We start from the raw sequence: 23394 nt of genomic DNA on the forward strand, positions 1-23394 counted from the left end.
TAGAACCATTGAATATCAAGGGCTCTCAGGCTTTTATACTTTTCAAAAAAGTGAACAATGTTTTTTATTTTTTCGTGTCTTTAAAAATTTTTTTCATTTGTTTCATATTAATTATTTGATAATCCGTTCTAAAGCCAAATTTGTCATGTAAATCATCTGTAAAATCGGTCCTTGTATATATTGGAATATAGCCCTCATTCTTAATCTCATAAAAATTCATTTCTCTAAGTTCTGATATAATATCGCTACACGTATATTTTTCTGAAAGCTTTTTTTCTAATAGCCTATATATCATCAGGGAAATGAAACAAGTTGTAAAATGCGCTTTTATTCTATCATCTCTTCTTAAATATACTGGTCTTGCCTTAAACTCTGATTTCATAATACGGAAGGACTCTTCTATTTCCCAACGCCTTCTATTAATTTTTATAATTGCGGCAGCATCATCACTTATATTTGTACATACTGCGTAAAAACCATCATACATTGCCTCTTGTGCTATTAAATCAGCATTAATGCTGTATAATTCTTTTTCAGCTACTTCACCGTCAGGTGTGCAGTGAGTCTTTGAAATAAAGCGTTTGTAATCATTAGCATTACATTTCTTCAATTTTGTAGGATTGGTATCAATAACCTCTTGAGCTCTCTCTATTTGGTTACCTCTTATAGTTCTTTGATAGTTTCTATATTTCAAGGAAAATGTTACAATAAGTTTTTGTTCAAGCCCGTCTTCTTTTATCCAGCGTTCCTTATAAAAAATTTTATTAATATCTGTTTCTTCGTCAATTTCGTTTAAATTATATACTTTGTCTGAATCGCTAAGATGCCATCCTTTGGGGTCTAACGCCCATTCTTTTAAATGTGATTTTAATTTTTTAATAGATTGTGTAGTAATAAAAGCTCGATTTTGTATATTATTAAATTTTCTGTTTGCTGTAGATGCAAGCCCTGCATCTGTACAAATGATAAATTTTGAAAGCCCAAATTCGGATATAATTTTTTGCTCTAAAGGTTTTAAAGTTACTTGTTCATTAGTATTACCTTTGTTTATACAAAATGCAAGGGGGATGCCGTCTCCATCCATGAAAAGTCCCATTTGAACAATTGGATTGGGTCTATGTTCCTTCGATACTCCATACTGTTTTAATCCTTCTTCCTGTTCAATTTCAAAGAAATAGTTGGTGCAGTCATAATAGAGAACTCCTTTATTACGATTGCAAACTTTAAGACTGTTCTTGTATAATTCTGACTGAATAAAATCTGTTTCTTGTGAAATCACTTCTAAAGCTCTATAAATATGCTGAAGCTCAAAATCAGGCTGCTCAATAAATTTTTTTGATAGTTCGTATGTAGCAAGCTTAGATGATGGATAAATAATTCTTGCATAAATTAATCTTGATAGTATTGAATTTAGATTAAAATTAAATTTATGTTTATCCGAAATATTTTTACAGATATTTTGCAGCCCAAGCTCGTTATATATTTTTTGTAAAAACAAGTAACTACCATTAAAAGTATGCTGTTCGTCCTTGTTAATTTGTTTAACAGGCGAGTATTTTACTAATATTTCTCTTTTCTCTTCTTTTTCTTTTCTATTTAACTCTTCAACGTACCTCTTCCCCCATTCTATAGGGTCTTGTCCGTTTAGTTTTTTTAAAAGTTCATCATAAGTGCCAAGCTTCTCAACTACTTTTGATGTACGCTTGCCTTTTTCATAAACAGATTTAACTACATATAAGGATGCTGCATTTTTTGATTTAACAATTTGTAATCTCATTTTTTCACATCTCTTCATATATTTATATCTATATTATAACACATTGTTACACATTGTGCACTATAAAAATTTAAAATTTGACAAAAAAATAAGCCTATATCAAGGCTTTAAGGCACTTTTTTTGTCTTGCAACTGTCAAAGACCCGATTTCTAATTCCAGTATAAAGAACTTTTGTTCTGTTGTCAATATACTTCGAACAAAAGTTTGAACATTGTTTTATTTTATGCTATAATTTATATAAATTTAAAATTAGGGGGTGTAAAGGTATGATTAATAATGATTTATCTGATAAACAACAAGAAATTCTTGATTTTATAAAGCATGAGATATCAATTAAAGGATACCCTCCATCAGTACGTGAAATATGTAGTGCTGTAGGCCTTAAATCAACTTCTACAGTACATGGCCATCTTGCAAAACTCGAAAAGAAAGGCTACATAAGAAGAGATCCTACAAAACCAAGAGCTATTGAAATACTCGATGATAGAGCATATAATAAAGAGATAATATCCGTACCAATTGTTGGATCCGTTGCTGCTGGTACACCAATACTTGCTGTTGAAAATATAGAAGATACTTTTCCACTGCCAACAACTTATTTTTCTAATAAAAATAACCTTTTCATGCTTCAAATAAAAGGCGACAGTATGATAGGAAGTGGAATTTTAGATGGAGATTATATCATTATAGAACAACAATCAACTGCTATTGATGGTGATATAGTTGTAGCTCTCGTGGATGACAGTGCAACAGTTAAAAGATTTTATAAAGAAAAAGATTATATTAGACTTCAACCTGAAAACCCGGCTTTGGAACCAATAATAGTTAAAGATTGCAAAATACTTGGTAAGGCAATTGGTTTGTTTAGAAAGATAAAATAAAAAGCCCCAAATTGGGACTTTTTATTTTTATATCTATTTATTATTTAAAACGTTTGATAAACCTATCATTATACCTATTTTGGCATGTTCAAAGGTTAGTCCTCCTTGAAGATATGCTATATAAGGTGGTCTAATTGGTGCATCAGCACTTAATTCTATTGATGATCCTTGAATAAATGCTCCTGCTGCCATTATTACTTGATCTGTATAACCCGGCATATCCCAAGGCTCACATTCTACAAAGGAATCTACAGGAGATCCTTTTTGGATACCCTTACAAAAATTAATAAGATCCTTTTCATTATTAAACTTTATTGCTTGAATTATATCGCTTCTTTTCTCATTGTATTTTGGTGATACTTCAAATCCTGCAATCTCCATTAACCTTGAACAGAATATCGATGATTTTAAGGCTTCTGAAGTTATATGTGGTGCCAAAAAAAGACCTTGAAATATATGTCTTATAACTCCAAAAGTAGAACCACATTCTTTACCAAGTCCTGGAGCTGTAAGCCTATAAGCTGCCTGCTCCACATATTTTTTCTTCCCACATACATATCCTCCAGTAGGAGCGATTCCTCCTCCTATGTTTTTTATAAGGGATCCTGCAATTATATCAGCTCCGACTTCTGTTGGTTCTAAAATATCTATAAATTCACCATAACAGTTATCTACAAAGCATATAATATCTTCTTTTATTGCTTTTACTGCTAAAATAGCTTCTTTTATATCATCTATTTGTAAAGCCGGCCTCCAACCATATCCTGTTGAACGCTGGATAGTAACCATTTTTATACTTTCATCATTTTTTATAGCATCAACAACAGAATTTATATCAATCTTCCCATTTTCAAGCAACTCAATTTGCTTATATTTTATCCCAAACTCTTTTAATGATCCATTATTCTCCCCTTCTATTCCAATCACCTGAAGGAGTGTATCGTAAGGCTTTCCTGTTATAGATAAAAGGGTTTCATTGGGCCTTAAATTACCACTTAAAGCAAGAGTTATTGCATGTGTTCCAGAAACTATATGTGGCCTTACAAGTGAATCTTCGCAGCAAAACACTCTCGAATAAACTCTATCTAAAGTATCTCTCCCAATATCTCCGTATCCATATCCTGTTGTATTTGTAAAATGAGCATCAGAAAGCCTTTCTTGCTGCATTGCATAGAGAACCTTTGATTGATTATATTCTTTAATCTCATCTATTTCTTTGATAATATCAGATATGTCATCTAAAGCCTTTTGTGACATTTTAATAACTTCATCACAAATATTAAAGCGTTCTTTTAGCATCCTTTTATATATTTCAAGCATATTAACCTCCAAGCAAATTTAATATAATGAAGCAAAATAAATACCCTCAATTTGAGGGCATATATCATTCTTTTTCTTCAGAATTATTTGATGTAGGTGTATAAAGTACTGGAATTGTAGGAGTTATAGTAGATACTGCATGCTTATAAACCATAATCTGCTTGCCTTCATTTTCGAGTATTATGGTAAAGCTATCAAAGCCTTTTACAAAACCTTTTAACTGAAATCCATTAACAAGATGTATTGCAACTCCTACTTTATTTTTTCTTGCTTGATTTAAAAAAACATCCTGAAGATTATTAGCGTTTTTATTCATAGCATCATCCTCCAAGGCAAAATATGATTATAATATATATATATTCTATACGAGATTGATTTTGCTTTCAATATAGAATATAATATTTTCTAAAATTTCATCAAGACTATTAAAATTATCAAGATCAATCCAATATATCCTATTTTCTCTTCGAAACCAAGTAAGCTGACGTTTTGCATAACGCCTTGTACTTTGTTTTATTATATCTATAGTTTCATCCAAAGTATAAAGCCCATCAAGATAATCAAGAACTTCTTTGTAACCTATACCTTGCATAGAAGTCATATTTTTATTATATCCCATTTCTTTTAATTTTTTAACTTCTTCTATAAGACCTTTTTCAAACATTTTATCTACTCTTTTATTTATTCTATCATATAACTTTTGTCTATCCATGTAAAGTCCAATATATGCGATATTATATTCAATTGGTTTATTTTTTGATTCTTTTTGATATTCAGACATAGTTTTTCCAGTATTTTTATAAACTTCAAGAGCTCTTATAATTCTTTTAATATCATTGGGATGTAGCCTATTAGCAGTTTCGATATCTACTTCCTTAAGCATAAGGTGAATATGTTCTCCTCCATATTCTTCAGCTAAGCCCTGAAGATATAAGCGATATTCCTTATCGTTTGCTGTATTTGTAAAATCAAGGGGATATGTAAGAGAATTAATATAAAGTCCTGTACCTCCAACAACGATTGGTACTTTGCCTCTTTTTATTATATTATCTATACACTCTCCAGCCATCTTTCTATATAAAGCAACACTGAATTCTTCCTTTGGATCAACTATATCTATCATATAGTGAGGTATACCCTGCATTTCCTCTAAAGTTGGTTTTGCAGAACCTATATCCATATATTTATATATTTGCATAGAGTCTGCAGATACTATTTCACCATTAATTCTCTTAGCAAGCTCAATAGATATTTCAGTCTTACCTGAAGCCGTTGGGCCTGTTATTATAACTATATCCTTCTTCATTCTATCACCTATTGAATTCTTTTAAATTTCTTTTCAAGTTCATTTACTGTCATTTTTATAATTGTAGGACGTCCATGAGGACAAGTATATGGATTTTCGCAATATCTCAATCTATCAATAAGTTCAAACATCTCCTTATAGTTTAGCTTATCACCAGCCTTTATTGCACTTTTACAAGCTAATGTATATATAGTTTTATCTATTATATTTGTTCTTTCATTATTTACGTTATTAAGTATTGACATTATCTCCATAAATAATTCTTTAGTATTAGGATTTCCATAAATAACTGGAATACTTCTTATAGATATTGAATTCCCACCAAACTCTTCAATTTCAAATCCAAATTGTTTAAAAAAATCTATGTTATCTAAAACCAGTTGTTTTTCACTAATAGAAAGATCAATAATTATTGGCACAGCAAGGCTTTGACTATATATACCCGTATTTTTATATTCATCAAAATATTTTTCATAACATATTCTCTCATGAGCTGCATGCTGATCAATTATATAAAGTTCATTTTCTCCTTCAGCTATTATATAAGTAAAGTGCATTTGCCCTATAATCGTTAAAGGTTCGAATTTTGGTATCTTAAAACTAATTTTATCATCTATCTTTTTAGTTATATCTTCTACATTATTATTGTATATTGTCTCCTCTTTCTTTTTATCAACACAATTATTTTCCTTTCTATTTTCATAATTATTATTAAAAATTGTCCTTTCTTCCTTTATGCTTTCATTCATATCAAAATCTATACTAATTTTTTGCTGCTCATAATCTATTTTTGGTATTTCTTTTAATAAATTTTGCTTAGATTCTTGAATATCAACAATCAAATTCTGTGAAAGCAAAGCATTTTTTACACCATTATATACATCCTTAAATATACCATTATCGTCTTGAAACTTTACTTCTGACTTTGCTGGATGAACGTTTACATCAACAAATTCAGGGTTTACATATAGTTCTACAACAAAAAAAGGATATTTATTTATTGTTAATATAGATTTATAAGCTGTTTCTATAGCAGCGGTAATTGTTTTATTCTTTATATATCTTTTATTTACAAAGATAGATTGTCCACTTCTACTTCCCTTTGCAATACTGCTATTACCAATATAACCTTTTATTGTTGCAATATTGCCAATATGATTTAATTGTATTAAGTTTTTTATTACTTCTCTTCCGTGTATTGCAAGAAGAACGGACTTTAAATCTCCATCACCTTTAGTTGCAAATATCAGCTTATCGTTTAAGTAATATTTAAATGAAATATCAACGTGAGATAAAGCTAAATTTTGCATTATTTCAGTTATATACATTCCTTCCTTTGAAGGGGATTTTAAAAACTTAAGCCTCGCTGGAGTATTAAAAAATATATCTTTAACAGTAATCGTTGTACCATTCTTTGAACCACAATACTCCTTTGATAATATTTTTCCTCCTTCAATTTCAATCCTTGAGCCAATACTATCATCACTCTTTTTAGAAATCATTTCTACCTTTGATACTGCAGCAATACTTGCAAGAGCCTCACCTCTAAAGCCTAAAGTTGCTATACTTTCAAGATCTTTTTCATTTTTTATCTTACTTGTTGCATGCCTTAAAAAAGCCGTTTCTAAATCCTCATTATCTATTCCACAGCCATCATCGGAAACCTTTAAATATGAGATGCCTCCATTTTTAACTTCAACAATAATTTCCTTTGCACCTGAATCTATGGAATTTTCAACAAGTTCCTTTACTATAGAAGCAGGTTTTTCTATTACCTCTCCAGCTGCTATTTTATTTATTGTTTTTTCATCTAAAATTCTTATATTACCCATTTAACCACTCCTAAATTTTTTTGGCTTTCGTGCAAATCTTATATAGATAGTTCATTGCATCAATAGGAGTCATATTTAAAACATCTAGTTCTTTAAGTTCCTCCTTAAATTGCAATAATAAATGCAACACTCTGTGAAAAATCATGTAGTATAAGGACTAAAAATAGTCAAAATAGCCTTAAATCCATCTTAATTATCAATCTATATGTCACGCAGGGGTATGTCAAGGGCTGCGTAGCAGGCGTAGCTTTACCCTTGACATACCACAAGTGGCATCTACAATATTCATAATATGATTTAGGCTATTTTTAATAATTCCTCGTAAAAAAATTTTTCAGGAGTTTTGTAATTTAGTAATTTTCGTGGGAGTGTATTCATCCAATTTTGAATTCTTTTAATGGTATCAATAGATATATCCTTTATACTCTTTCCCTTAGGGATAAAACGACGTATAAGACCATTATGTCGTTCGTTAGTTCCTCTTTCAAAAGAAGAAAAGGGATGGGTATAATATACCTCAACATCATATTTTTTAAGAATGAATTGTAAATTACTAAATTCAACTCCATTATCTGCCGTAATACTCTTGAAAATCTTTTTAAAATTATCCTTATATACTTCCATAAGTCTCTTTATAGAATCATCAACAGACTTAGCATCTTTATTATCTAAAAGCATTATTATTTCATAACGGGATTTACGTTCTGTTAAAGTTAAAAGAGCTTTATCGCCTGATTTTTTACCTATAACAGTATCTATTTCCCAATGTCCAAATTCTTGACGAGAATTAATTTGTTCAGGCCTTAAATCAATACTTTTACCTAAAAGGCGTTTGTTCTCCCTAATTCTTTTCTTTTTAGGTTTTAAATGTGTTTTTAAAGGTAAATCTATATTACGTATAGATAAAAATCCTCTATCAATATAGTTATATAAGGTCTTAGTTGAAACAATGAACTCATCTTTCCAAGAAGGATCAGTTTTGCAATAACCAACGACAGTATCAACAGACCAATTATTTTTACGGATTTTTTCTTCTGCAAATTTTATAAAGGTTTCTACTTTAGCCAATTTAATTTTTGCTCCGCAATTTGAGCGGTGATTTTTATAGACAGCTTGCCCAGTTTCAGGGAAATAACTTGAATAATAAGATAAATCACTTTTTAATTGTGATACAGTACCACGTTTAATTTCACGGCTTATAGTACTTGGACTTCGTCCTAATTTTTTAGCAATATAACGAATACTTTTACCTTCTTTAAGCAAGGCAAAAATTTCTCCACGTTCATAAGATTTCAGATGTTTAAAAGAACGTATAGGTGTGTTATAATTATTTTTATGAACCATAGTGAAAACCTCCTGTATGTTTGGATTTGTCACCTATATCATACATGATTTTCACTATGGTTTAAATATTTTTTACCTGTTGCATTTAATTATACAATGAATCTCTTTAAGTTCCTCTATAATTTCTCTTTCTTTAAAATTAAAAAGATTTATTTCTTTTTCTTTATCACTAAGCAAAGAAACAGCAACCTCATCTTGCTTTAAATTTGCTTTTATATTTTTATTTATATCACTTTCTTCGAGTTTATTTAAAATTTCCTTAGCCTTTAGTATAACATCATTTGGAAGGCCTGCAAGCTTTGCAACTTGAATTCCATAGCTTTGATCAGCACCACCACGAATAATTTTTCTTAAGAATATTATATCCTCACCATGTTCTCTTACAGATATGCAATAATTTTTTACTCCAGGAAGTTTTCCTTCAAGCTCTGTAAGCTCGTGATAGTGAGTTGCAAATAAAGTTTTTGCTTTTATTTTTTTACTAATATAGTCAGTAACAGCCCATGCTATACTTAGTCCATCAAAGGTACTTGTTCCACGTCCAACTTCATCAAGTAATATAAGACTATCCTTTGTAGCATTTTTGAGTATGCTTGCAACTTCAGCCATCTCAACCATAAAAGTACTTTGTCCTGAAGATAAGTCATCAGAAGCCCCTATCCTTGTAAATATTCTATCAACTATTGATATACTTGCAGACTTTGCAGGAACAAAACATCCTATTTGTGCCATTAGAGTTATCAATGCAACTTGTCTCATATATGTAGACTTACCTGCCATGTTTGGTCCTGTTATTATAGCAATCATATTGTCTTTTAAATCAAGATTAGTATCGTTAGGAACAAATATACTTGATAATACTTTTTCAACAACAGGATGTCGGCCTTCTTCAATTTTAATTTTACCATCCTTTGTTATTATAGGCTTACAATAATTGTTTTCAAAAGATGTAGTTGCCAAAGACAAAAGTACGTCTATTATAGATATTTGTCTTGCAGTCTTTTGGACTCTTATAACTTCTTTTGCAACTTTATTTCTTATTTCTGTGAATATCTCATATTCAATATCTATTATCTTTTGTTCAGAATTTAATATAAGATCCTCCATCTCTTTAAGCTCTGAAGTTATATATCTTTCGCAATTTGCAAGGGTTTGCTTTCTAATATATCTTCCTTCAGGTACATTTGAAAGGTTACTTTTTGTAATTTCTATATAGTATCCAAAAACCTTGTTATATCCTACCTTTAAAGATTTAATGCCAGTAATCTCTCTTTCTTTTTGTTCAAGATTAGCAATCCATTCTTTACCATTCTTCATGACATCCCTAAGCTTATCTACATCACTACTATATCCATCCTTTATAAGGTTTCCTTCTTTAAGCTGTAAAGGTGGATTATCGTTTATAGATTCATTTATAAGATTGTATATGTCATCAAGGGTATCAAAATCATTATACATATTTTTAATAAGATCGCTTTTACAGGATGATAATGCTGATTTTATGTCTGGAAGATACTTTAAAGATTCCTTTAAAGAAACTAAATCCCTGGCATTTGCAGCGCCACAACTTATTCTACTAATTAACCTTTCAATATCGTAGATGTTTTTTAAAAACTCCTTTAAATCACAGGCTACATATACATTATTAATTAATTCCTCAACAGCATCAAGCCTCTTATTTATTTCATCGATACTTATTAATGGTTCCTCAATCCATTTTCTTAGCATTCTACCTCCCATTGAGGTCTTTGTTTTGTCAAGAAGCCAAAGAAGAGAGCCTTTAGAATTTTTTCCTCTTATCGTTTCTGCAAGCTCAAGGTTTCTTCTTGATGTAGCATCAAGAACCATAAAGTCGCTTATTACATATTTTCGTATGCTTGTAATTTGAGATAATGAGCTTTTTTGATTTTCGCATATATATTTATAAAGACAGGAACATGCAATCAGTTCTATTTCACTAATATCTTTTAAATCATTAAACCTTTCTTTTAAAGAATTAATATCATCATTTAAATATTTTTTATATGTTAAAAGAAGATTGAATTTATCTTTAATCATTTTCTCTGTTTTTACATCCAAAGGTTCATTATTTTCTATAACTATAAGTTCAGACGGATTAAATTTTGATAATTCATCAATTATTCTCATTATCGTGCCTTCTGCACTTGTTGTTAAAAACTCACCTGTTGAAATGTCGCAAACGGCAATAGAAAATTCATTATCATTAATATAAACACATGAAATATAGTTGTTTGACCTTTCATCGAGCATATTACTTTCTATAATAGTTCCTGGGGTTATTATTCTTATAATTTCTCTTTTAACAATCCCCTTTGCAAGTGCAGGATCCTCAACCTGCTCACATATTGCAACCTTATAACCTTTTTGAATAAGCTTTGAAATATATGCATCTGCAGAATGATAAGGAACCCCACACATTGGTGCTCTTTTATCAAGTCCACAGTCTCTTCCTGTTAACGCGATTTCAAGCTCCTTTGATGCAATCTCAGCATCTTCAAAAAACATTTCATAAAAATCTCCAAGCCTAAAGAAAAGTATACAATCTTCACACTGCTTTTTAATTTCAAGATATTGCATCATCATTGGTGTTAAAGCCAAAATTCATTCCTCCTTTTAAGGACATAAAAATAATACTCAATTAAATATAATTATATAATACATTTTTAATATACGTAAGAAAAAAAGGGAGATACCCTCCCTATCTTATTTTGTTTTCAAACTCACCAAATAATATAAAGTTTTGAGGTTCTGTTATTTTAACGTTTACAAGTTCACCTTCAGAAATATTAATATTTGGAGCTGTAAAATGAACAAGTTTTCCTGTTCTTGTTCTTCCAGTAATTTTTGTCTTATCAGTTTTACTTGGACCTTCGACTAAAACTTCAACTATTTTATCTTTATATTCCATATTCTTTCTTTCACAGATTCTATTAACAAGTTCAACAAGTCTGTTAAATCTTTCGTGTTTTACATCATCAGGTATTTGATCTTCATATTCAGCAGCTGGGGTACCCTTCCTTTTTGAGTAAATAAAAGTAAAAGCAGAATCATATTCAACCTTTGATACAAGATCAAGTGTTTCTTTAAAATCCTCTTCCGTTTCTCCAGGGAACCCAACAATAATATCAGTTGTCAATGCTACACCTTTTATATTTTTCTTTATCTTATCAACAAGTTCAAGATATTGTTCCTTTGAGTATTTTCTGTTCATCTTTTTTAGTATATTTGTACTACCTGACTGTACAGGTAAATGTATATGTTCACAAATTTTTTCACAATCTCTTATTGCTTCTATAACATCATCAGTTAAATCCTTAGGGTGGGATGTCATGAATCTAATTCTTTCAATTCCTTCTACTTCATTTACCATTCTTAATAGCTTTGAAAAACTCATATCCTCAAGATCTTTACCATAAGAGTTAACATTTTGACCAAGAAGAGTTATTTCTTTATATCCTTTATTAGCAAGATCCTTTATTTCATTTATTATTGCCTCAGGCTTTCTGCTCCTTTCGCGTCCTCTTGTATAAGGTACAATACAGTAAGTACAAAAATTATTACAACCATACATTATCGTTACAAAGGCTTTAATACTGCTTTGGCGTTCAATATTAATACCCTCTATAATTTCCCCTTCTTCATTCCATACTTCAATTATTGTTGAATTACTTTGAAGTGCATTTTGAAGCAATTCAGGAAATCTATGTATATTATGGGTTCCGAAAACAATATCAACAAAAGGAAACTTTTTCATTATAATTTCAGGTACTCCTTTTTGTTGCATCATACACCCGCATACAGCTATTATAATTTCAGGTCTTTTTTCCTTTAGTTTTTTTAGCCTCCCAACATTACCGTAAACTTTAAGCTCTGCATGCTCTCTAACACAGCATGTATTAAATATAATAACATCTGCCAAGTTAACATCCTGTGTATTAGTATATCCAAGGCCTTTTAATAAGCCAGCGAGTTTTTCAGAATCTTCTTCATTCATCTGACATCCATAGGTTTCTATGAAATATGACTTGTTCTTATGAATTTTTTCCAAGTTAATCAACCCTTCTACAATATAATATTTCAACATATTTATTATACACAATCTTGTTTTATTTTGTAAATTATATATTATTATTAGTTTAGTTTACATAAATATATTTATGTTTATTCACTCTCTATTTTTCGATTCTAAAACATATTTATTAAGTTTAGATAAATTTATATACCAAAGATATATTACAAATACTATTAATAATACAAAATAATTATATATTCTTGAAAAAAGAATATAGTCATATATTCCATGTAAAATTACAGGTATAAAAAGCGCCTTATAGATATACTCACTTTTATACTTTGAATATTTATATAGGGATATATAATATCCCATAGTTATAGCAAATAGCATGTGAGCAGGAACAGATAAAAGTGCTCTTGCAATACCCGTATATAAATAATTAGCTTTAACATTAAAGACATATAAAATGTTTTCTGCTGTTGCAAAACCAAGAGATGTAAAAACACTATATACAATTCCATCAAGTTTTTCGTTGTAGAATTTGTTGTTAAAAGCAGTTTTCAGAATTATATAGTATTTGAAATATTCTTCCGTTAAGCCAGCAACTATAAATGCCTGAAAAAAAGCATTATCATAATTTGATAAACCTGATAGAAATCTTTCAATAATGTATACCGGGAAAACAGAAAGTATACCATATATAAATAGTTTTGTTAAAAGGGGAGCTGGTTCCCTATCGTATCTATCCTTTTGATAGATAAAAACTAATAATGCAATTGATGGTGCAAGAGCCAAAGCAATCATTTTAAACATAAAATCACCTCAACTTATTAATTATATGTTTCATATTACAGAATATTATAATCAATTATTGTTATATAACTGTTAATTTGCTATAATGTAAATGTAGATTTTGACTAAAAATAAAAATTTATATCAAATCATTATTTATTTTATTTTTACCTTAAAATTTATTTTAAATTAATTTTATTTGGAGGTGTTTTATTTTATGGCGTTTAGACTAGCTAACAGAATGAACAATCTCAAGGCTTCTGAAATTCGTGAGCTTTTAAAACTTGCAGAAATGCCTGAGATAATTTCATTTGCAGGAGGTATGCCAGCTCCTGAACTATTCCCTATAAAGGAAATGGAATTTGTTACAAAAAAAGTACTTGAAGATGAAGGAAAATTTGCTCTTCAATATGGTCCTACTGAAGGATATAAGCCCCTAAGAAAAATAATTGCTGAACAAAGAATGATAGTTTCTGGTGTAAAAGTTGATGAAAGTAATATCCTAATCACAAGTGGCTCACAGCAAGGTCTTGACTTTACAGGAAGAATTTTTCTTGATAAAGATGATATAGTTATCTGTGAAAGTCCAAGTTACTTAGGTGCAATTAATGCATTTAAGGCTTATGAACCTAAGTTTGTTGAAATTCCAATGGACGATGATGGAATGATAATGGAGGAACTTGAAAAAGCATTAGAAAAGTATCCTAATGCTAAATTCATATACACTATACCTGATTTCCAAAATCCAACCGGTAAAACCCTTTCTGTAGATAGAAGAAAAAGAATGGTTGAACTTGCTGAGAAATATAACATTCCAATAATAGAAGATAACCCTTATGGAGAATTAATATATGAAGGTGAAGTTTTACCTTCAATTAAAAGTTTTGATAAGAAAGGCTTGGTTGTTTACCTTGGAACTTTCTCAAAAACATTCTGTCCTGGTCTTAGAATTGGTTGGGTATGTGCAGACCATGAGATACTATCAAAGTATATAATAGTAAAGCAAGGAGCAGATCTTCAAACAAACTCAATGTCACAAAGAGAAGCTGCAATATTCATGCAAAATTATGATTTAAATGAACACGTTAATAAAATAAAACAAGTATATAAGAAGAGACGAGATCTTATGCTTGAAACTATGGAAAAGGAATTTCCAAAGAGCTGTACCTTCACTCATCCTAAGGGTGGATTATTTACATGGGTTACTCTCCCTGAAGGATTAGATGCTGCTAAAATACTTGAAATATGCTTAAAAGAAAATGTTGCCTTTGTACCTGGTGGTTCCTTTTTCCCAAATGGAGGTCATGCAAATCATTTTAGGCTTAATTTTTCAAATATGACTGAGGAAAAGATAGTTGAAGGTATTAAAAGGCTTGGAAAAGTTTTAAGAAGTCTATAATTAAATAAGACCACTTTTAATATGATCACCCACCTTTTTAGGTGGGTGATTTGTAAAATTAAGAAAATAATAAATTAAAGGAGGTTTATTAATATGGCTAAATTATCCCAAAGAATATTAAACCTGCAGGCCTCACCAATTCGAAAGCTTGCTCCTTTAGCTGACAATGCTAAAAAAGAAGGGAAAAAAGTATATCATTTAAACATAGGACAACCAGACATACATACTCCTGAAGTTTTCTATGAAGCAATAAAAAATTTTAATGAACCAGTATTAAAATATAGTGATTCCCATGGTATATCTGAACTAATCGATAGTTTTATAAAATACTATAAAAAATGGGACATCCATTTTGAAAGTGATGAGATAATGGTAACAAATGGTGGAAGTGAAGCAATTTTATTTGCTTTAATGGGTGTTTGTGATTATGGCGACAACGTTTTAATACCCGAGCCATTTTATACTAATTACAATGGTTTTGCTCAAATCGCAGGTGTTAATGTATCCTCCTTTCTCACAAAAGCTGAAGAAGGTTTCCATTTACCACCTAAATCTGAAATTGTAAAACACATAAATGATAAAACAAGAGCAATACTTCTATCAAATCCTGGTAATCCTACTGGAGTTGTATATACAAAAGAAGAAATTAACCTTATTGCTGAAATAGCAAAAGAATATGATTTATTTATAATAGCTGATGAAGTTTATAGGGAATTTGTTTATGATAACCTTGAATACACAAGCTTTATGAAGGTTACCGGAATAGAAAAAAGAGTTATTTTAATAGATAGTATATCAAAAAGATATAGTGCTTGTGGTGCAAGGATTGGTCTTGTTGCAAGTAAAAATAAAGAGCTTATTGCAAATATTTTAAAACTTTGTCAGTCAAGACTTTGTACTCCAACTATTGAACAGATAGGTGCTGCAAAGCTTATAGATACACCCCAAGAATATTTCTTTGAAGTTAAAAAAGAATATCAAAAAAGAAGGGATGTTGTTTTCAATGCTTTAAAGGAAATGCCTGGAGTTGTATGCCAAAAGCCAACTGGTGCATTCTATGTTGTTGCTAAACTGCCAGTAAAAGATGCTGAAGACTTTGTAAAATGGTTATTAACTGATTTTTCAGTCAACAATGAAACTGTAATGCTTGCACCTGCAGCAGGTTTTTATTCTACGGAAGGCCTTGGTCTTGATGAAGTAAGAATATCTTACTGTTTAAAGTGTGAAGATTTAGAAAAGGCAATGAATATTTTAAAAGCCGGACTTGAAGAATATAAAAATACTAAAGAATAATTTTTTAGGCAGGGTATATACCCTGCCTTTAATCAAAATAGTTTATTTTCATAGCAGCTCTAACTTCACGCATAGTTTCTTTTGCTATTTCCCTTGCCCTGTTAGTCCCTGATAATAGTATTTCATCTACAACTTTAGGATGAGATTCATAATATGCTCTTTTTTCTCTAAAAGGAGATATAAACTCATTTATTTTTTCTCCAAGTATTCTCTTACATTCTACACAACCTATCTTTCCACCCTTGCACATTTCTTCTATATTACACTTATCTTCTTTATTAAATATCCCTTGATATGAAAAAACTGTACAAATATCTGGGTTACCGGGGTCAGATTTTTTAATTCTATTTGGATCTGTAACTGCATTTCTAACTTTTTTCATAATTTCCTCATAGCTTTCAGAAAGGTAAATAGCATTACCATAGCTTTTACTCATCTTAAGTTTTCCATCAAGCCCTACAAGCCTTGGAACATCTCCAACTAAAGCTTCAGGTTCAACAAGTACAGGTGCATAAAGCTCATTAAACCTTCTAACAATCTTTCTGCACATTTCAATATGAGGAACTTGGTCCTCCCCAACTGGCACAAGGTTAGCTTTGCAAAAACTGATATCTGCAGCTTGTGATACTGGATATCCAAGGAAGCCATAAGTTAAATCATCATACCCTCTCTCTTTTGCTTCAGTTTTTATAGTTGGATTATGCCTTAAGCTATTTACAGAAACAAACATTGAATAATATATGGTAAGTTCTGCAATTTCAGGAATTAAAGATTGTACAAAAATAGTTGAAATCTCAGGATCTATACCTACCGATAGATAATCTATAGCTACATTTCTAAGGTTTTCTGATAACATACCCGGATTTTCAAAATGCGTTGTAAGTGCTTGAACATCAGCAAGTATAATAAAAGTTTCATATTCATGTTGAAGTTTTACTCTGTTTTGAAGGCTACCAAAATAGTGTCCAAGATGAAGCTTTCCAGTAGTTCTATCACCTGTTAATATTCTTCCTTTCATATAAGACAACCTCCTTAAAATGTATAATAAAAAAACTCCTCATCCATAATGGGACGAGAAGTTACCCGCGGTACCACCCAAATTAGCATAATGCTCACTTTACCTTTAACGCAGGAATACGGCAATTCTTACTTAATTCAGATGCAGCTCAAGGCCCCATTCAGCATTCTATTCGTCCCGGCTCTCACCAAACCCGGTTCGCTTTACGAAGTCGATATGCTTACTATTTCCTATCATAGCTTTAAAATAATTTTATAATATAAAATAAACTAAAGCAATATTAATTATTATTTTTTAAAATAATTGAAGCACTTCCATATAAAAACTCAAAACCATATTTTTTATACAAATTTATAGCCTTTTTATTATTACTATCTACAGTAAGATATAACTTTTCAATTCCGTTTGCTTTGCAACTTTTTATAATTTCATTTAAAAAATAATATCCAAAACCTCTACCTTGAAATTCTTGTACTATTCCAAAGTTCACAAGATAATAACTATTCTGTGTCTTAATAATTTGCCCATATCCTATTGGTGATCCTTTATATTCAATAAAAAAACATAAATTTTTTAGAAACTTACTGCTATTTTCTTCATAAATTACTTCATTTAACGTTAATTCTATTCTATCTTTAACCTTTGAAAAAATGTCATTTTGCAACATTACTCTAATGTTTTCCTCATGACCTATTTTCATTTTCCTTACAAATAAATCATTACTATTATTATAGTCTATTTCCGTATTTTTACTCAAAATATCTAAATACATATATAAATAGTTTTCTTTTATTTTTATATTATAATATTTTTTATACATGCTTATATTTAGTTTTTTATATTTTATTTTTAATTTATACTCGTTATTTTTAAAATCATTTTTTAAAATATAAAGCAACTTAAAAAAAGAAAAAGTTTTGTTTGTTGGAATAACAAAAACTTCATAATCATTATGAAAAAATAATATGCATTGTAATATATAATTTTCATAAACTAAAAAGCAAGTTTTTTTTAATACATGTTTTATAATGCTTGAATTAAATTCGCTGTGAAAGTTCGCGTTTTGTGATACATTATTAATTATCCTCTTTATATAAATTATATCTTTAATTTTAGCATTATTAATTGTAAGCATTTTGGCACCTTCATAATTATTTATCTTTTTTAAATATTTTTGATAAAAAACCTTTCTTGCGCTCTTTCTCATATTTTAGCTTTTCCTTCAGTTCAATTATTTCATAAGATTTTTGCTTTAGTTCCATTTTTAATTTCATATTTTCGCTGATAAGTACATCTCTTTCTTTGCTACTAATGTTTTTATTAAGTTCATTTATATTACAATTAATCTCCTGCAATTTTTCATTAATTATCTTTATTATGTTCTGACTTAAGGGAAGTAAAGAAGCGTCATTGCCATCAAAGGTCAAATCCTTTGCTATTGCAATTTCCTGTAATCCTTCAAATCTATTATCTTCTAATATTTTTTTAATTTGACCGTTAGTATAACCTTGCTGCTGAAGTTGTCTAATAAAAATTAATTTATCAAATTCTTTTTGAGTGAAAAACCTTCTGCCATTAACATCCCTTGGTATATTTAGATTGAATTCCTTTTCGTAATATCTAATTACCGAAGCCTTATATCCTGTTTTTTCACAAACATCTTTAAATGTATACGTTATTCCACCCATATTACCACCCCACATATATATTCTTTAAAATATAATATTTTCCTTCTAAATATGTGGAGTAATCAAATACAAAAATATACAACATATTTACATTATATGTTAATCCATTGTCGAATAACAAAAAATATTAAAAAACATATTGACTATATCTTCATATCATGATATATTATATTTCGTCAGCTATATATTATAACAATGTGGCCCCTTGGTCAAGTGGTTAAGACATCGCCCTTTCACGGCGGTAACATGGGTTCGAATCCCGTAGGGGTCACCACTTGGGTCTTTAGCTCAGCTGGCTAGAGCAACCGGCTCATAACCGGTCGGTCCGGGGTTCGAATCCCTGAAGGCCCACCATTAAATTAATACGGCCAGATAGCTCAGTCGGTAGAGCAGTGGACTGAAAATCCTCGTGTCGCTGGTTCGATTCCGGCTCTGGCCACCAAAAGCAACTTTCAAAGTTGCTTTTTTTATTTATTTAAACCATAATAATTTATAAAGTCCTCTATAAATTTATCCTGCATATCAATATATCTTAAAATTCGATTTAGCTTTTTTAAATATTTTTCATCTTCCCACTTTTTATGTTTATGATATCTTTTAATTCCTAACTTCCAAAACTTATGAGGAAAAATTATAAAGGCAAGCATTATTTCATATTCTTCCAAAGATAATGGATTTACTTTTGAATATTCTAATATTAATTCTTGAGCTTTATTAAAATCCCATGAGTAAATTCTTTTATGCATTATTCTTCTTATAAATTTTGCAACATCGTAAACACAAATATCATAGGTTATACTATCAAAATCAATTAAATATACATTTCCAATATCATCTATTATAATATTTTGATAATAAAAACTATCATGGCATATACTTTTCTCGTACTTTGCTCTTTTAAGTAAATCATAATATTTAGATTCATCAAGCATTTTAATTGAAATATCCATATATTTAATTGCTCCATCAATAGCATTAAAATATTGAATATCAAATATGCTTTTTACTTTTTTATCTTCAATTATCTTTTTAAATTTTAAAAGATCTTGCTTTCTTTTTCTAAGTTCTAAAGGCCAATTTTTTATCTTGTTTTCTATTTTTATTTCTTTATAATAAAAACCTTTTGATTTTAAATGGAACTCAGCAAGCAATTTAATAGCCATTTTAAGCTCATCTATATCATATATATTGCATTCTCTACCTTCAATCCATTCTGTCACGTAATATATTGATTTTTTTGTTTTAACATATTCTTTGCCATCTGATGTAAGTATAAATGATGCTATATTATTAAATCCATTATTATTAAGATATTTAATTAAATGATAATTTTTTATAACTTTTTTATTGCTATGCCTTACTTTCTTTAAACAATAACTTTTATTATTGAATTTAATTTTGTATACGTTTCTAATTTTTTCTATACTTTCAGGTTCTATTGCATAGTGCTTTAAAATTTTTTTTACTTTGCTATATTCATCATAATTTATTTTATTATTAGATTGTAGATTTGATGGCATAAGATACTCCTTACAAATGTTATAATAAAGTATATTTATAATGTTTGTAATTTATTACCTGTTTATTTATCATTTATGATAATATATATTATGATATATATTTATTAAAAATATATATTGACATACGCGCAGCTATATTTTATAATAAGAAATATCCGAGAGGGCCTTTAGCTCAGCTGGCTAGAGCAACCGGCTCATAACCGGTCGGTCCGGGGTTCGAATCCCTGAAGGCCCACCATTTCATAATACGCCGGCTTAGCTCAATCGGTAGAGCAACTGACTTGTAATCAGTAGGTTATTGGTTCGATTCCGATAGCCGGCTCCATACGAGGAGGGATTCCCGAGCGGCCAAAGGGGGCAGACTGTAAATCTGTTGTCAGTGACTTCGATGGTTCGAATCCATCTCCCTCCACCAAAGTGCAAGAAAACCTTGCACTTTTTTTATGCCTTGTTTTAAATAAAAAAATAGCTTCTACTATCGTAGAAGCGGCATAAGGCAAATCTTCCCTTTGAGTTTAAATTTATATTACAAAAAATATATAGCTAAGTCAACATATTTATTTCATTTATAGAAGATTATTCCTGCATAACTGTATACAGTATTTTATTCTTTTAAGAACTTATATGCAAAAGCTGCCTGTGCTGCACATCCGACTATCATACAACTTTCATCGATATCAAAATAGCTTCCATGAGCTGGATTTATAATACCCTTTTCTTCATTCCTACATCCTAATCTGTAATATAAAGCGGGAATTATTTGTGCATAATAAGCAAAATCTTCTACTCCCATAGAAGGCTTTTCAATTTCGATAAACTCAGCAATTTTATCTTTCTCTATAATATCCTTAAATAAATTAAACAGCTCATTATCATTTTGAAATGATGGATAACCTTCAATATATTCAAAGCTTGCTTTCCCCCTATACAATTTTGCAGTATTTTCAACAATCTCTTTAACTCTTCCTACACAATAATCTCTTAAATCTTTTCCAAGAGTTCTTATTATACCCTCCATAACTACACTTGAACTTATAGCATTAAGTGCAGTACCTCCATTAATTTTTCCTATTGTTATAATAGCATTGTCAACTGCTGCAATTTCCCTTGAAACAATACCTTGAAGATTATCAATTATTTTTGCAGCTATATATATACTATCAACTCCATCTTCAGGGTGAGCTCCATGGGATCCCTTTCCCCTAACGTTTATTGTAAAAGGATTTGAAGCTGCACATACTACTCCCTTTTTTACTCCTATTTTACCTAAGCTCATAGTTTCATCTACATGAAGAGCAATTATGGCTTTAACTTTATCTAAGCAACCATATTCTATCATTTCCTTTGCTCCTCCATAAGTCTCTTCAGCTGGCTGAAATATTAGCCTAACTGTACCATCAAGTTCTTTTTCTATTTCTTTTAATATTGCTGCAGCACCTATTTGAATTGCAGTATGCCCATCATGACCACAGGCATGCATATATCCTTCAATTTGTGATTTATAAGGTACATCTTTTAAATCAACAACCTCTAAGGCATCCATATCTGCTCTCAAAGCTACTATTTTATTCTTTTTGGAACCAATATCAGCTATAATACCATTATTATCGTATTTTGTATATTTAATACCAAGTTCTTTTAAATAAGACTCAACAAGCTCTGTAGTCTTATAAAGCTTATTATCAATTTCAGGATACTTATGAAGGCTTCTTCTTATTGTAACCATCATATCATATACGTTTTTAGCTTTTTCTAAAAAATTATTCATTGCTTACACCATCCTCCATAAAATATAGTTTATTATTTTCTATCCTCACCTTTACATTTAACGGTATTGTAATTTTTCTTTTTTCATGTCCCACTAAAAAGTCATAATATATTGGCAGCTGTATTTTTGAAAAAAAATCAAATATAACTTGATTAAAGGAAAGGCTTTTATCTTTATCTTCAGCCTCACAATTTGTAAACTGTCCAAGTATAACAGCTTTTACTTTATTAAAAACACCACATAACTTGAGCTGATAGAGCATCCTGTCAATTTTATATGGTTCTTCATCTATATCCTCAATAAATAATATTTTATCTTTAAATAAATTTTCATAGGCAGTACCCAATAGAGAGCATATCAAACTTAAGTTTCCACCTAAGATTCTACCTTCAACATCTTTTTGATTGATTGCATTTAAACTATAAGCTTTTCCTTTGATATTGCCAGTTACGCATTCAATAAATTTTTTAATTGTAAAATCATCATTTTCAGATATATCTGATGCTAACATTGGTCCATGAAATGTTACAAGTTTTGTATTTTTAAATATTGCAAAATGTAGTGCCGTTATGTCACTATAACCACAAAATATCTTTGGATTATTTCTTATCACATCATAATCAATCATATCAAGTATTCTTATTGTGCCATAGCCTCCCCTAAGGCATATTATTGCATCTATACTCTTGTCCATAAAAAATTTATTTATATCATTTACACGTATTTTATCTTCTCCAGCAAGAAAGCCATGCCTTTGAAAGCAGCTATCTCCTAAAACTACATCAAAACCCATCTCTTTTAAAATATTAACTCCTCTTTCTATACTATCTTTATCATAAGCAGGGCTTGCCGGAGCAATTATACCTATTTTACTACCTATCTTTAACTTCTTTGGTTTTATCAAATTACCACTCCCTCTATAAAAATAAATGCTTCCAAAAGGAAGCACCCTATGAATAGCATATCAGACTTAATAGCTTTTTTTCAATATCTTTAATTTTAACATCTTCACTATAGGATAAACAAAGTTTTATAATTCTATATGCTGTTTTAAAATCTTTGTTTATGTAGTATATATATGCAAGGTTTATGTAGCTATTTATAAATTTAGAATCAAGTTCAATACAATTTAAAAAGCACTCTACTGCTAATTTATAATTATCAGTTTCAAGGTACGCAGTTCCAAGATTATAATATATTACTGCATTTATAAGTCCATTTTTTATAGCTTCTTTAAAATGATAAATCGCAGAAAAATACTTTTTTTCACAACAGCAACAAAGACCCATATAGTAATTATAGAGCTTATAATTATCTTTAAAATTTTTTTCTATTAACTTTTTGGCATAATTAATATCATTTTCATTTATAAATTTAATTATATATTTTTCTAACATAGCTTTCTCCTTTAAAGTTTCA

General features: G+C 29.7%; 19 protein-coding genes, 6 tRNA genes and 1 other annotated feature. Of the genes, 9 read left to right on the forward strand and 16 right to left on the reverse strand.

The features are described 5' to 3' along the window. Positions 1-64: 64 nt before the first annotated feature. Positions 65-1777: an IS1634 family transposase gene (locus tag FDN13_RS00575; protein ID WP_138978393.1), complete on the reverse strand. Its 1713-nt coding sequence runs from the start codon at positions 1775-1777 to the stop codon at positions 65-67. A gap of 267 nt (positions 1778-2044) precedes the next feature. On the opposite strand from FDN13_RS00575, the gene lexA reads away from it, so the two are divergent. Beyond that, entirely contained in the window at positions 2045-2659 is a 615-nt protein-coding gene (gene lexA / locus FDN13_RS00580; protein ID WP_138978394.1) for a transcriptional repressor LexA, read from the forward strand. Between the two features lie 33 nt (positions 2660-2692). Here the strand turns inward: lexA and FDN13_RS00585 are convergent, their stop codons facing one another. The 8 genes from FDN13_RS00585 to FDN13_RS00620 form a co-directional block, all read right to left on the reverse strand. After that, positions 2693-3979 carry an aminotransferase class I/II-fold pyridoxal phosphate-dependent enzyme gene (locus FDN13_RS00585; protein WP_138978395.1) on the reverse strand — a complete coding sequence of 429 codons (1287 nt, stop codon included), beginning with the start codon at positions 3977-3979 and terminating at the stop codon, positions 2693-2695. 64 nt (positions 3980-4043) lie between these two features. After that, entirely contained in the window at positions 4044-4295 is a 252-nt protein-coding gene (gene hfq, locus FDN13_RS00590) for an RNA chaperone Hfq (protein WP_138978396.1), read from the reverse strand. A 45-nt stretch (positions 4296-4340) separates the two neighbouring features. Continuing rightward, positions 4341-5285 carry a tRNA (adenosine(37)-N6)-dimethylallyltransferase MiaA gene (gene miaA / locus FDN13_RS00595; RefSeq protein ID WP_138978397.1) on the reverse strand — a complete coding sequence of 315 codons (945 nt, stop codon included), beginning with the start codon at positions 5283-5285 and terminating at the stop codon, positions 4341-4343. A gap of 8 nt (positions 5286-5293) precedes the next feature. Beyond that, positions 5294-7117, reverse strand: a complete 1824-nt coding sequence (gene mutL / locus FDN13_RS00600; RefSeq protein ID WP_138978398.1) for a DNA mismatch repair endonuclease MutL — start codon at positions 7115-7117, stop codon at positions 5294-5296. 297 nt (positions 7118-7414) lie between these two features. Further along, a complete protein-coding gene (locus tag FDN13_RS00605; protein WP_138978399.1) occupies positions 7415-8461 on the reverse strand; it encodes an IS30 family transposase in 1047 nt (348 codons plus the stop codon). Between the two features lie 72 nt (positions 8462-8533). Then, the gene (mutS, locus tag FDN13_RS00610) at positions 8534-11065 is read right to left on the reverse strand and encodes a DNA mismatch repair protein MutS (RefSeq protein WP_435369333.1); all 2532 of its coding nucleotides are present in this window, start codon (positions 11063-11065) and stop codon (positions 8534-8536) included. A 115-nt stretch (positions 11066-11180) separates the two neighbouring features. Continuing rightward, entirely contained in the window at positions 11181-12521 is a 1341-nt protein-coding gene (gene miaB / locus FDN13_RS00615) for a tRNA (N6-isopentenyl adenosine(37)-C2)-methylthiotransferase MiaB (protein WP_207670924.1), read from the reverse strand. Positions 12522-12647: 126 nt separating this feature from the next. Continuing rightward, positions 12648-13310 carry a PrsW family glutamic-type intramembrane protease gene (locus FDN13_RS00620; RefSeq protein WP_138978402.1) on the reverse strand — a complete coding sequence of 221 codons (663 nt, stop codon included), beginning with the start codon at positions 13308-13310 and terminating at the stop codon, positions 12648-12650. A gap of 196 nt (positions 13311-13506) precedes the next feature. Here FDN13_RS00620 and FDN13_RS00625 point away from each other — a divergent pair, with 196 nt between their 5' ends. Both FDN13_RS00625 and FDN13_RS00630 read left to right on the forward strand, forming a co-directional pair. Continuing rightward, positions 13507-14688 (forward strand): PLP-dependent aminotransferase family protein, encoded by a 1182-nt coding sequence (locus FDN13_RS00625; protein ID WP_138978403.1) that lies wholly within the window; start codon positions 13507-13509, stop codon positions 14686-14688. Between the two features lie 93 nt (positions 14689-14781). After that, complete coding sequence (locus FDN13_RS00630) at positions 14782-15981, forward strand: pyridoxal phosphate-dependent aminotransferase (protein ID WP_138978404.1); 1200 nt, start codon at positions 14782-14784, stop codon at positions 15979-15981. A gap of 28 nt (positions 15982-16009) precedes the next feature. On the opposite strand, the gene trpS is transcribed toward FDN13_RS00630, so the two are convergent. From trpS to FDN13_RS00645, 3 genes are all read right to left on the reverse strand, one after another. After that, entirely contained in the window at positions 16010-16999 is a 990-nt protein-coding gene (gene trpS / locus FDN13_RS00635) for a tryptophan--tRNA ligase (RefSeq protein ID WP_138978405.1), read from the reverse strand. Positions 17000-17045: 46 nt separating this feature from the next. Then, positions 17046-17245 (reverse strand) — a binding site (T-box leader). Between the two features lie 34 nt (positions 17246-17279). Beyond that, on the reverse strand, positions 17280-18134 hold the full coding sequence (locus tag FDN13_RS00640; RefSeq protein WP_168190021.1) for a GNAT family N-acetyltransferase: 855 nt from the start codon (positions 18132-18134) through the stop codon (positions 17280-17282). 16 nt (positions 18135-18150) lie between these two features. After that, positions 18151-18687, reverse strand: a complete 537-nt coding sequence (locus FDN13_RS00645; RefSeq protein ID WP_168190022.1) for a MerR family transcriptional regulator — start codon at positions 18685-18687, stop codon at positions 18151-18153. A gap of 199 nt (positions 18688-18886) precedes the next feature. Here FDN13_RS00645 and FDN13_RS00650 point away from each other — a divergent pair. The 3 genes from FDN13_RS00650 (at position 18887) to FDN13_RS00660 (ending at position 19129) form a co-directional block, all read left to right on the forward strand. After that, positions 18887-18961 (forward strand) — tRNA-Glu (locus tag FDN13_RS00650). Between the two features lie 3 nt (positions 18962-18964). Continuing rightward, positions 18965-19041, forward strand: a tRNA-Ile gene (locus FDN13_RS00655). Positions 19042-19053: 12 nt separating this feature from the next. Next, positions 19054-19129: transfer RNA gene (locus FDN13_RS00660), tRNA-Phe, on the forward strand. Between the two features lie 25 nt (positions 19130-19154). On the opposite strand, the gene FDN13_RS00665 is transcribed toward FDN13_RS00660, so the two are convergent. Next, entirely contained in the window at positions 19155-20207 is a 1053-nt protein-coding gene (locus tag FDN13_RS00665; RefSeq protein WP_138978408.1) for a CotS family spore coat protein, read from the reverse strand. 161 nt (positions 20208-20368) lie between these two features. Here FDN13_RS00665 and FDN13_RS00670 point away from each other — a divergent pair. The 3 genes from FDN13_RS00670 to FDN13_RS00680 all read left to right on the forward strand — a co-directional run bounded on the left by FDN13_RS00670 (position 20369) and on the right by FDN13_RS00680 (position 20622). Beyond that, positions 20369-20445: transfer RNA gene (locus tag FDN13_RS00670), tRNA-Ile, on the forward strand. An 11-nt stretch (positions 20446-20456) separates the two neighbouring features. Further along, positions 20457-20532, forward strand: a tRNA-Thr gene (locus FDN13_RS00675). A gap of 5 nt (positions 20533-20537) precedes the next feature. Next, positions 20538-20622, forward strand: a tRNA-Tyr gene (locus tag FDN13_RS00680). Between the two features lie 189 nt (positions 20623-20811). Here the strand turns inward: FDN13_RS00680 and FDN13_RS00685 are convergent. The 3 genes from FDN13_RS00685 to FDN13_RS00695 are packed head-to-tail and all read right to left on the reverse strand — an operon-like array spanning position 20812 to position 23372. Then, positions 20812-21975, reverse strand: a complete 1164-nt coding sequence (locus FDN13_RS00685) for a M20 metallopeptidase family protein (protein WP_138978409.1) — start codon at positions 21973-21975, stop codon at positions 20812-20814. Next, positions 21968-22879 carry a S66 peptidase family protein gene (locus FDN13_RS00690; protein ID WP_138978410.1) on the reverse strand — a complete coding sequence of 304 codons (912 nt, stop codon included), beginning with the start codon at positions 22877-22879 and terminating at the stop codon, positions 21968-21970. Before FDN13_RS00690 ends, FDN13_RS00685 begins: the two co-directional genes overlap by 8 nt. A 46-nt stretch (positions 22880-22925) precedes the next feature. After that, on the reverse strand, positions 22926-23372 hold the full coding sequence (locus FDN13_RS00695; RefSeq protein ID WP_138978411.1) for a tetratricopeptide repeat protein: 447 nt from the start codon (positions 23370-23372) through the stop codon (positions 22926-22928). Between the last annotated feature and the right edge of the window lie 22 nt (positions 23373-23394).

It is taken from the genome of Caloramator sp. E03 (assembly GCF_006016075.1).
In the GTDB taxonomy this organism is placed as follows: domain Bacteria; phylum Bacillota; class Clostridia; order Clostridiales; family Caloramatoraceae; genus Caloramator_B.

Coding starts and splice junctions, on each gene's coding strand:
- FDN13_RS00575 (WP_138978393.1), bottom strand. CDS start 1,777: ATGAGATTACAAATTGTTAAATCAAAAAATGCAGCATCCTTATATGTA.
- lexA (WP_138978394.1), top strand. CDS start 2,045: ATGATTAATAATGATTTATCTGATAAACAACAAGAAATTCTTGATTTT.
- FDN13_RS00585 (WP_138978395.1), bottom strand. CDS start 3,979: ATGCTTGAAATATATAAAAGGATGCTAAAAGAACGCTTTAATATTTGT.
- hfq (WP_138978396.1), bottom strand. CDS start 4,295: ATGAATAAAAACGCTAATAATCTTCAGGATGTTTTTTTAAATCAAGCA.
- miaA (WP_138978397.1), bottom strand. CDS start 5,285: ATGAAGAAGGATATAGTTATAATAACAGGCCCAACGGCTTCAGGTAAG.
- mutL (WP_138978398.1), bottom strand. CDS start 7,117: ATGGGTAATATAAGAATTTTAGATGAAAAAACAATAAATAAAATAGCA.
- FDN13_RS00605 (WP_138978399.1), bottom strand. CDS start 8,461: ATGGTTCATAAAAATAATTATAACACACCTATACGTTCTTTTAAACAT.
- mutS (WP_435369333.1), bottom strand. CDS start 11,065: ATGATGATGCAATATCTTGAAATTAAAAAGCAGTGTGAAGATTGTATA.
- FDN13_RS00620 (WP_138978402.1), bottom strand. CDS start 13,310: ATGTTTAAAATGATTGCTTTGGCTCTTGCACCATCAATTGCATTATTA.
- FDN13_RS00625 (WP_138978403.1), top strand. CDS start 13,507: ATGGCGTTTAGACTAGCTAACAGAATGAACAATCTCAAGGCTTCTGAA.
- FDN13_RS00630 (WP_138978404.1), top strand. CDS start 14,782: ATGGCTAAATTATCCCAAAGAATATTAAACCTGCAGGCCTCACCAATT.
- trpS (WP_138978405.1), bottom strand. CDS start 16,999: ATGAAAGGAAGAATATTAACAGGTGATAGAACTACTGGAAAGCTTCAT.
- FDN13_RS00640 (WP_168190021.1), bottom strand. CDS start 18,134: ATGCTTACAATTAATAATGCTAAAATTAAAGATATAATTTATATAAAG.
- FDN13_RS00645 (WP_168190022.1), bottom strand. CDS start 18,687: ATGGGTGGAATAACGTATACATTTAAAGATGTTTGTGAAAAAACAGGA.
- FDN13_RS00665 (WP_138978408.1), bottom strand. CDS start 20,207: ATGCCATCAAATCTACAATCTAATAATAAAATAAATTATGATGAATAT.
- FDN13_RS00685 (WP_138978409.1), bottom strand. CDS start 21,975: ATGAATAATTTTTTAGAAAAAGCTAAAAACGTATATGATATGATGGTT.
- FDN13_RS00695 (WP_138978411.1), bottom strand. CDS start 23,372: ATGTTAGAAAAATATATAATTAAATTTATAAATGAAAATGATATTAAT.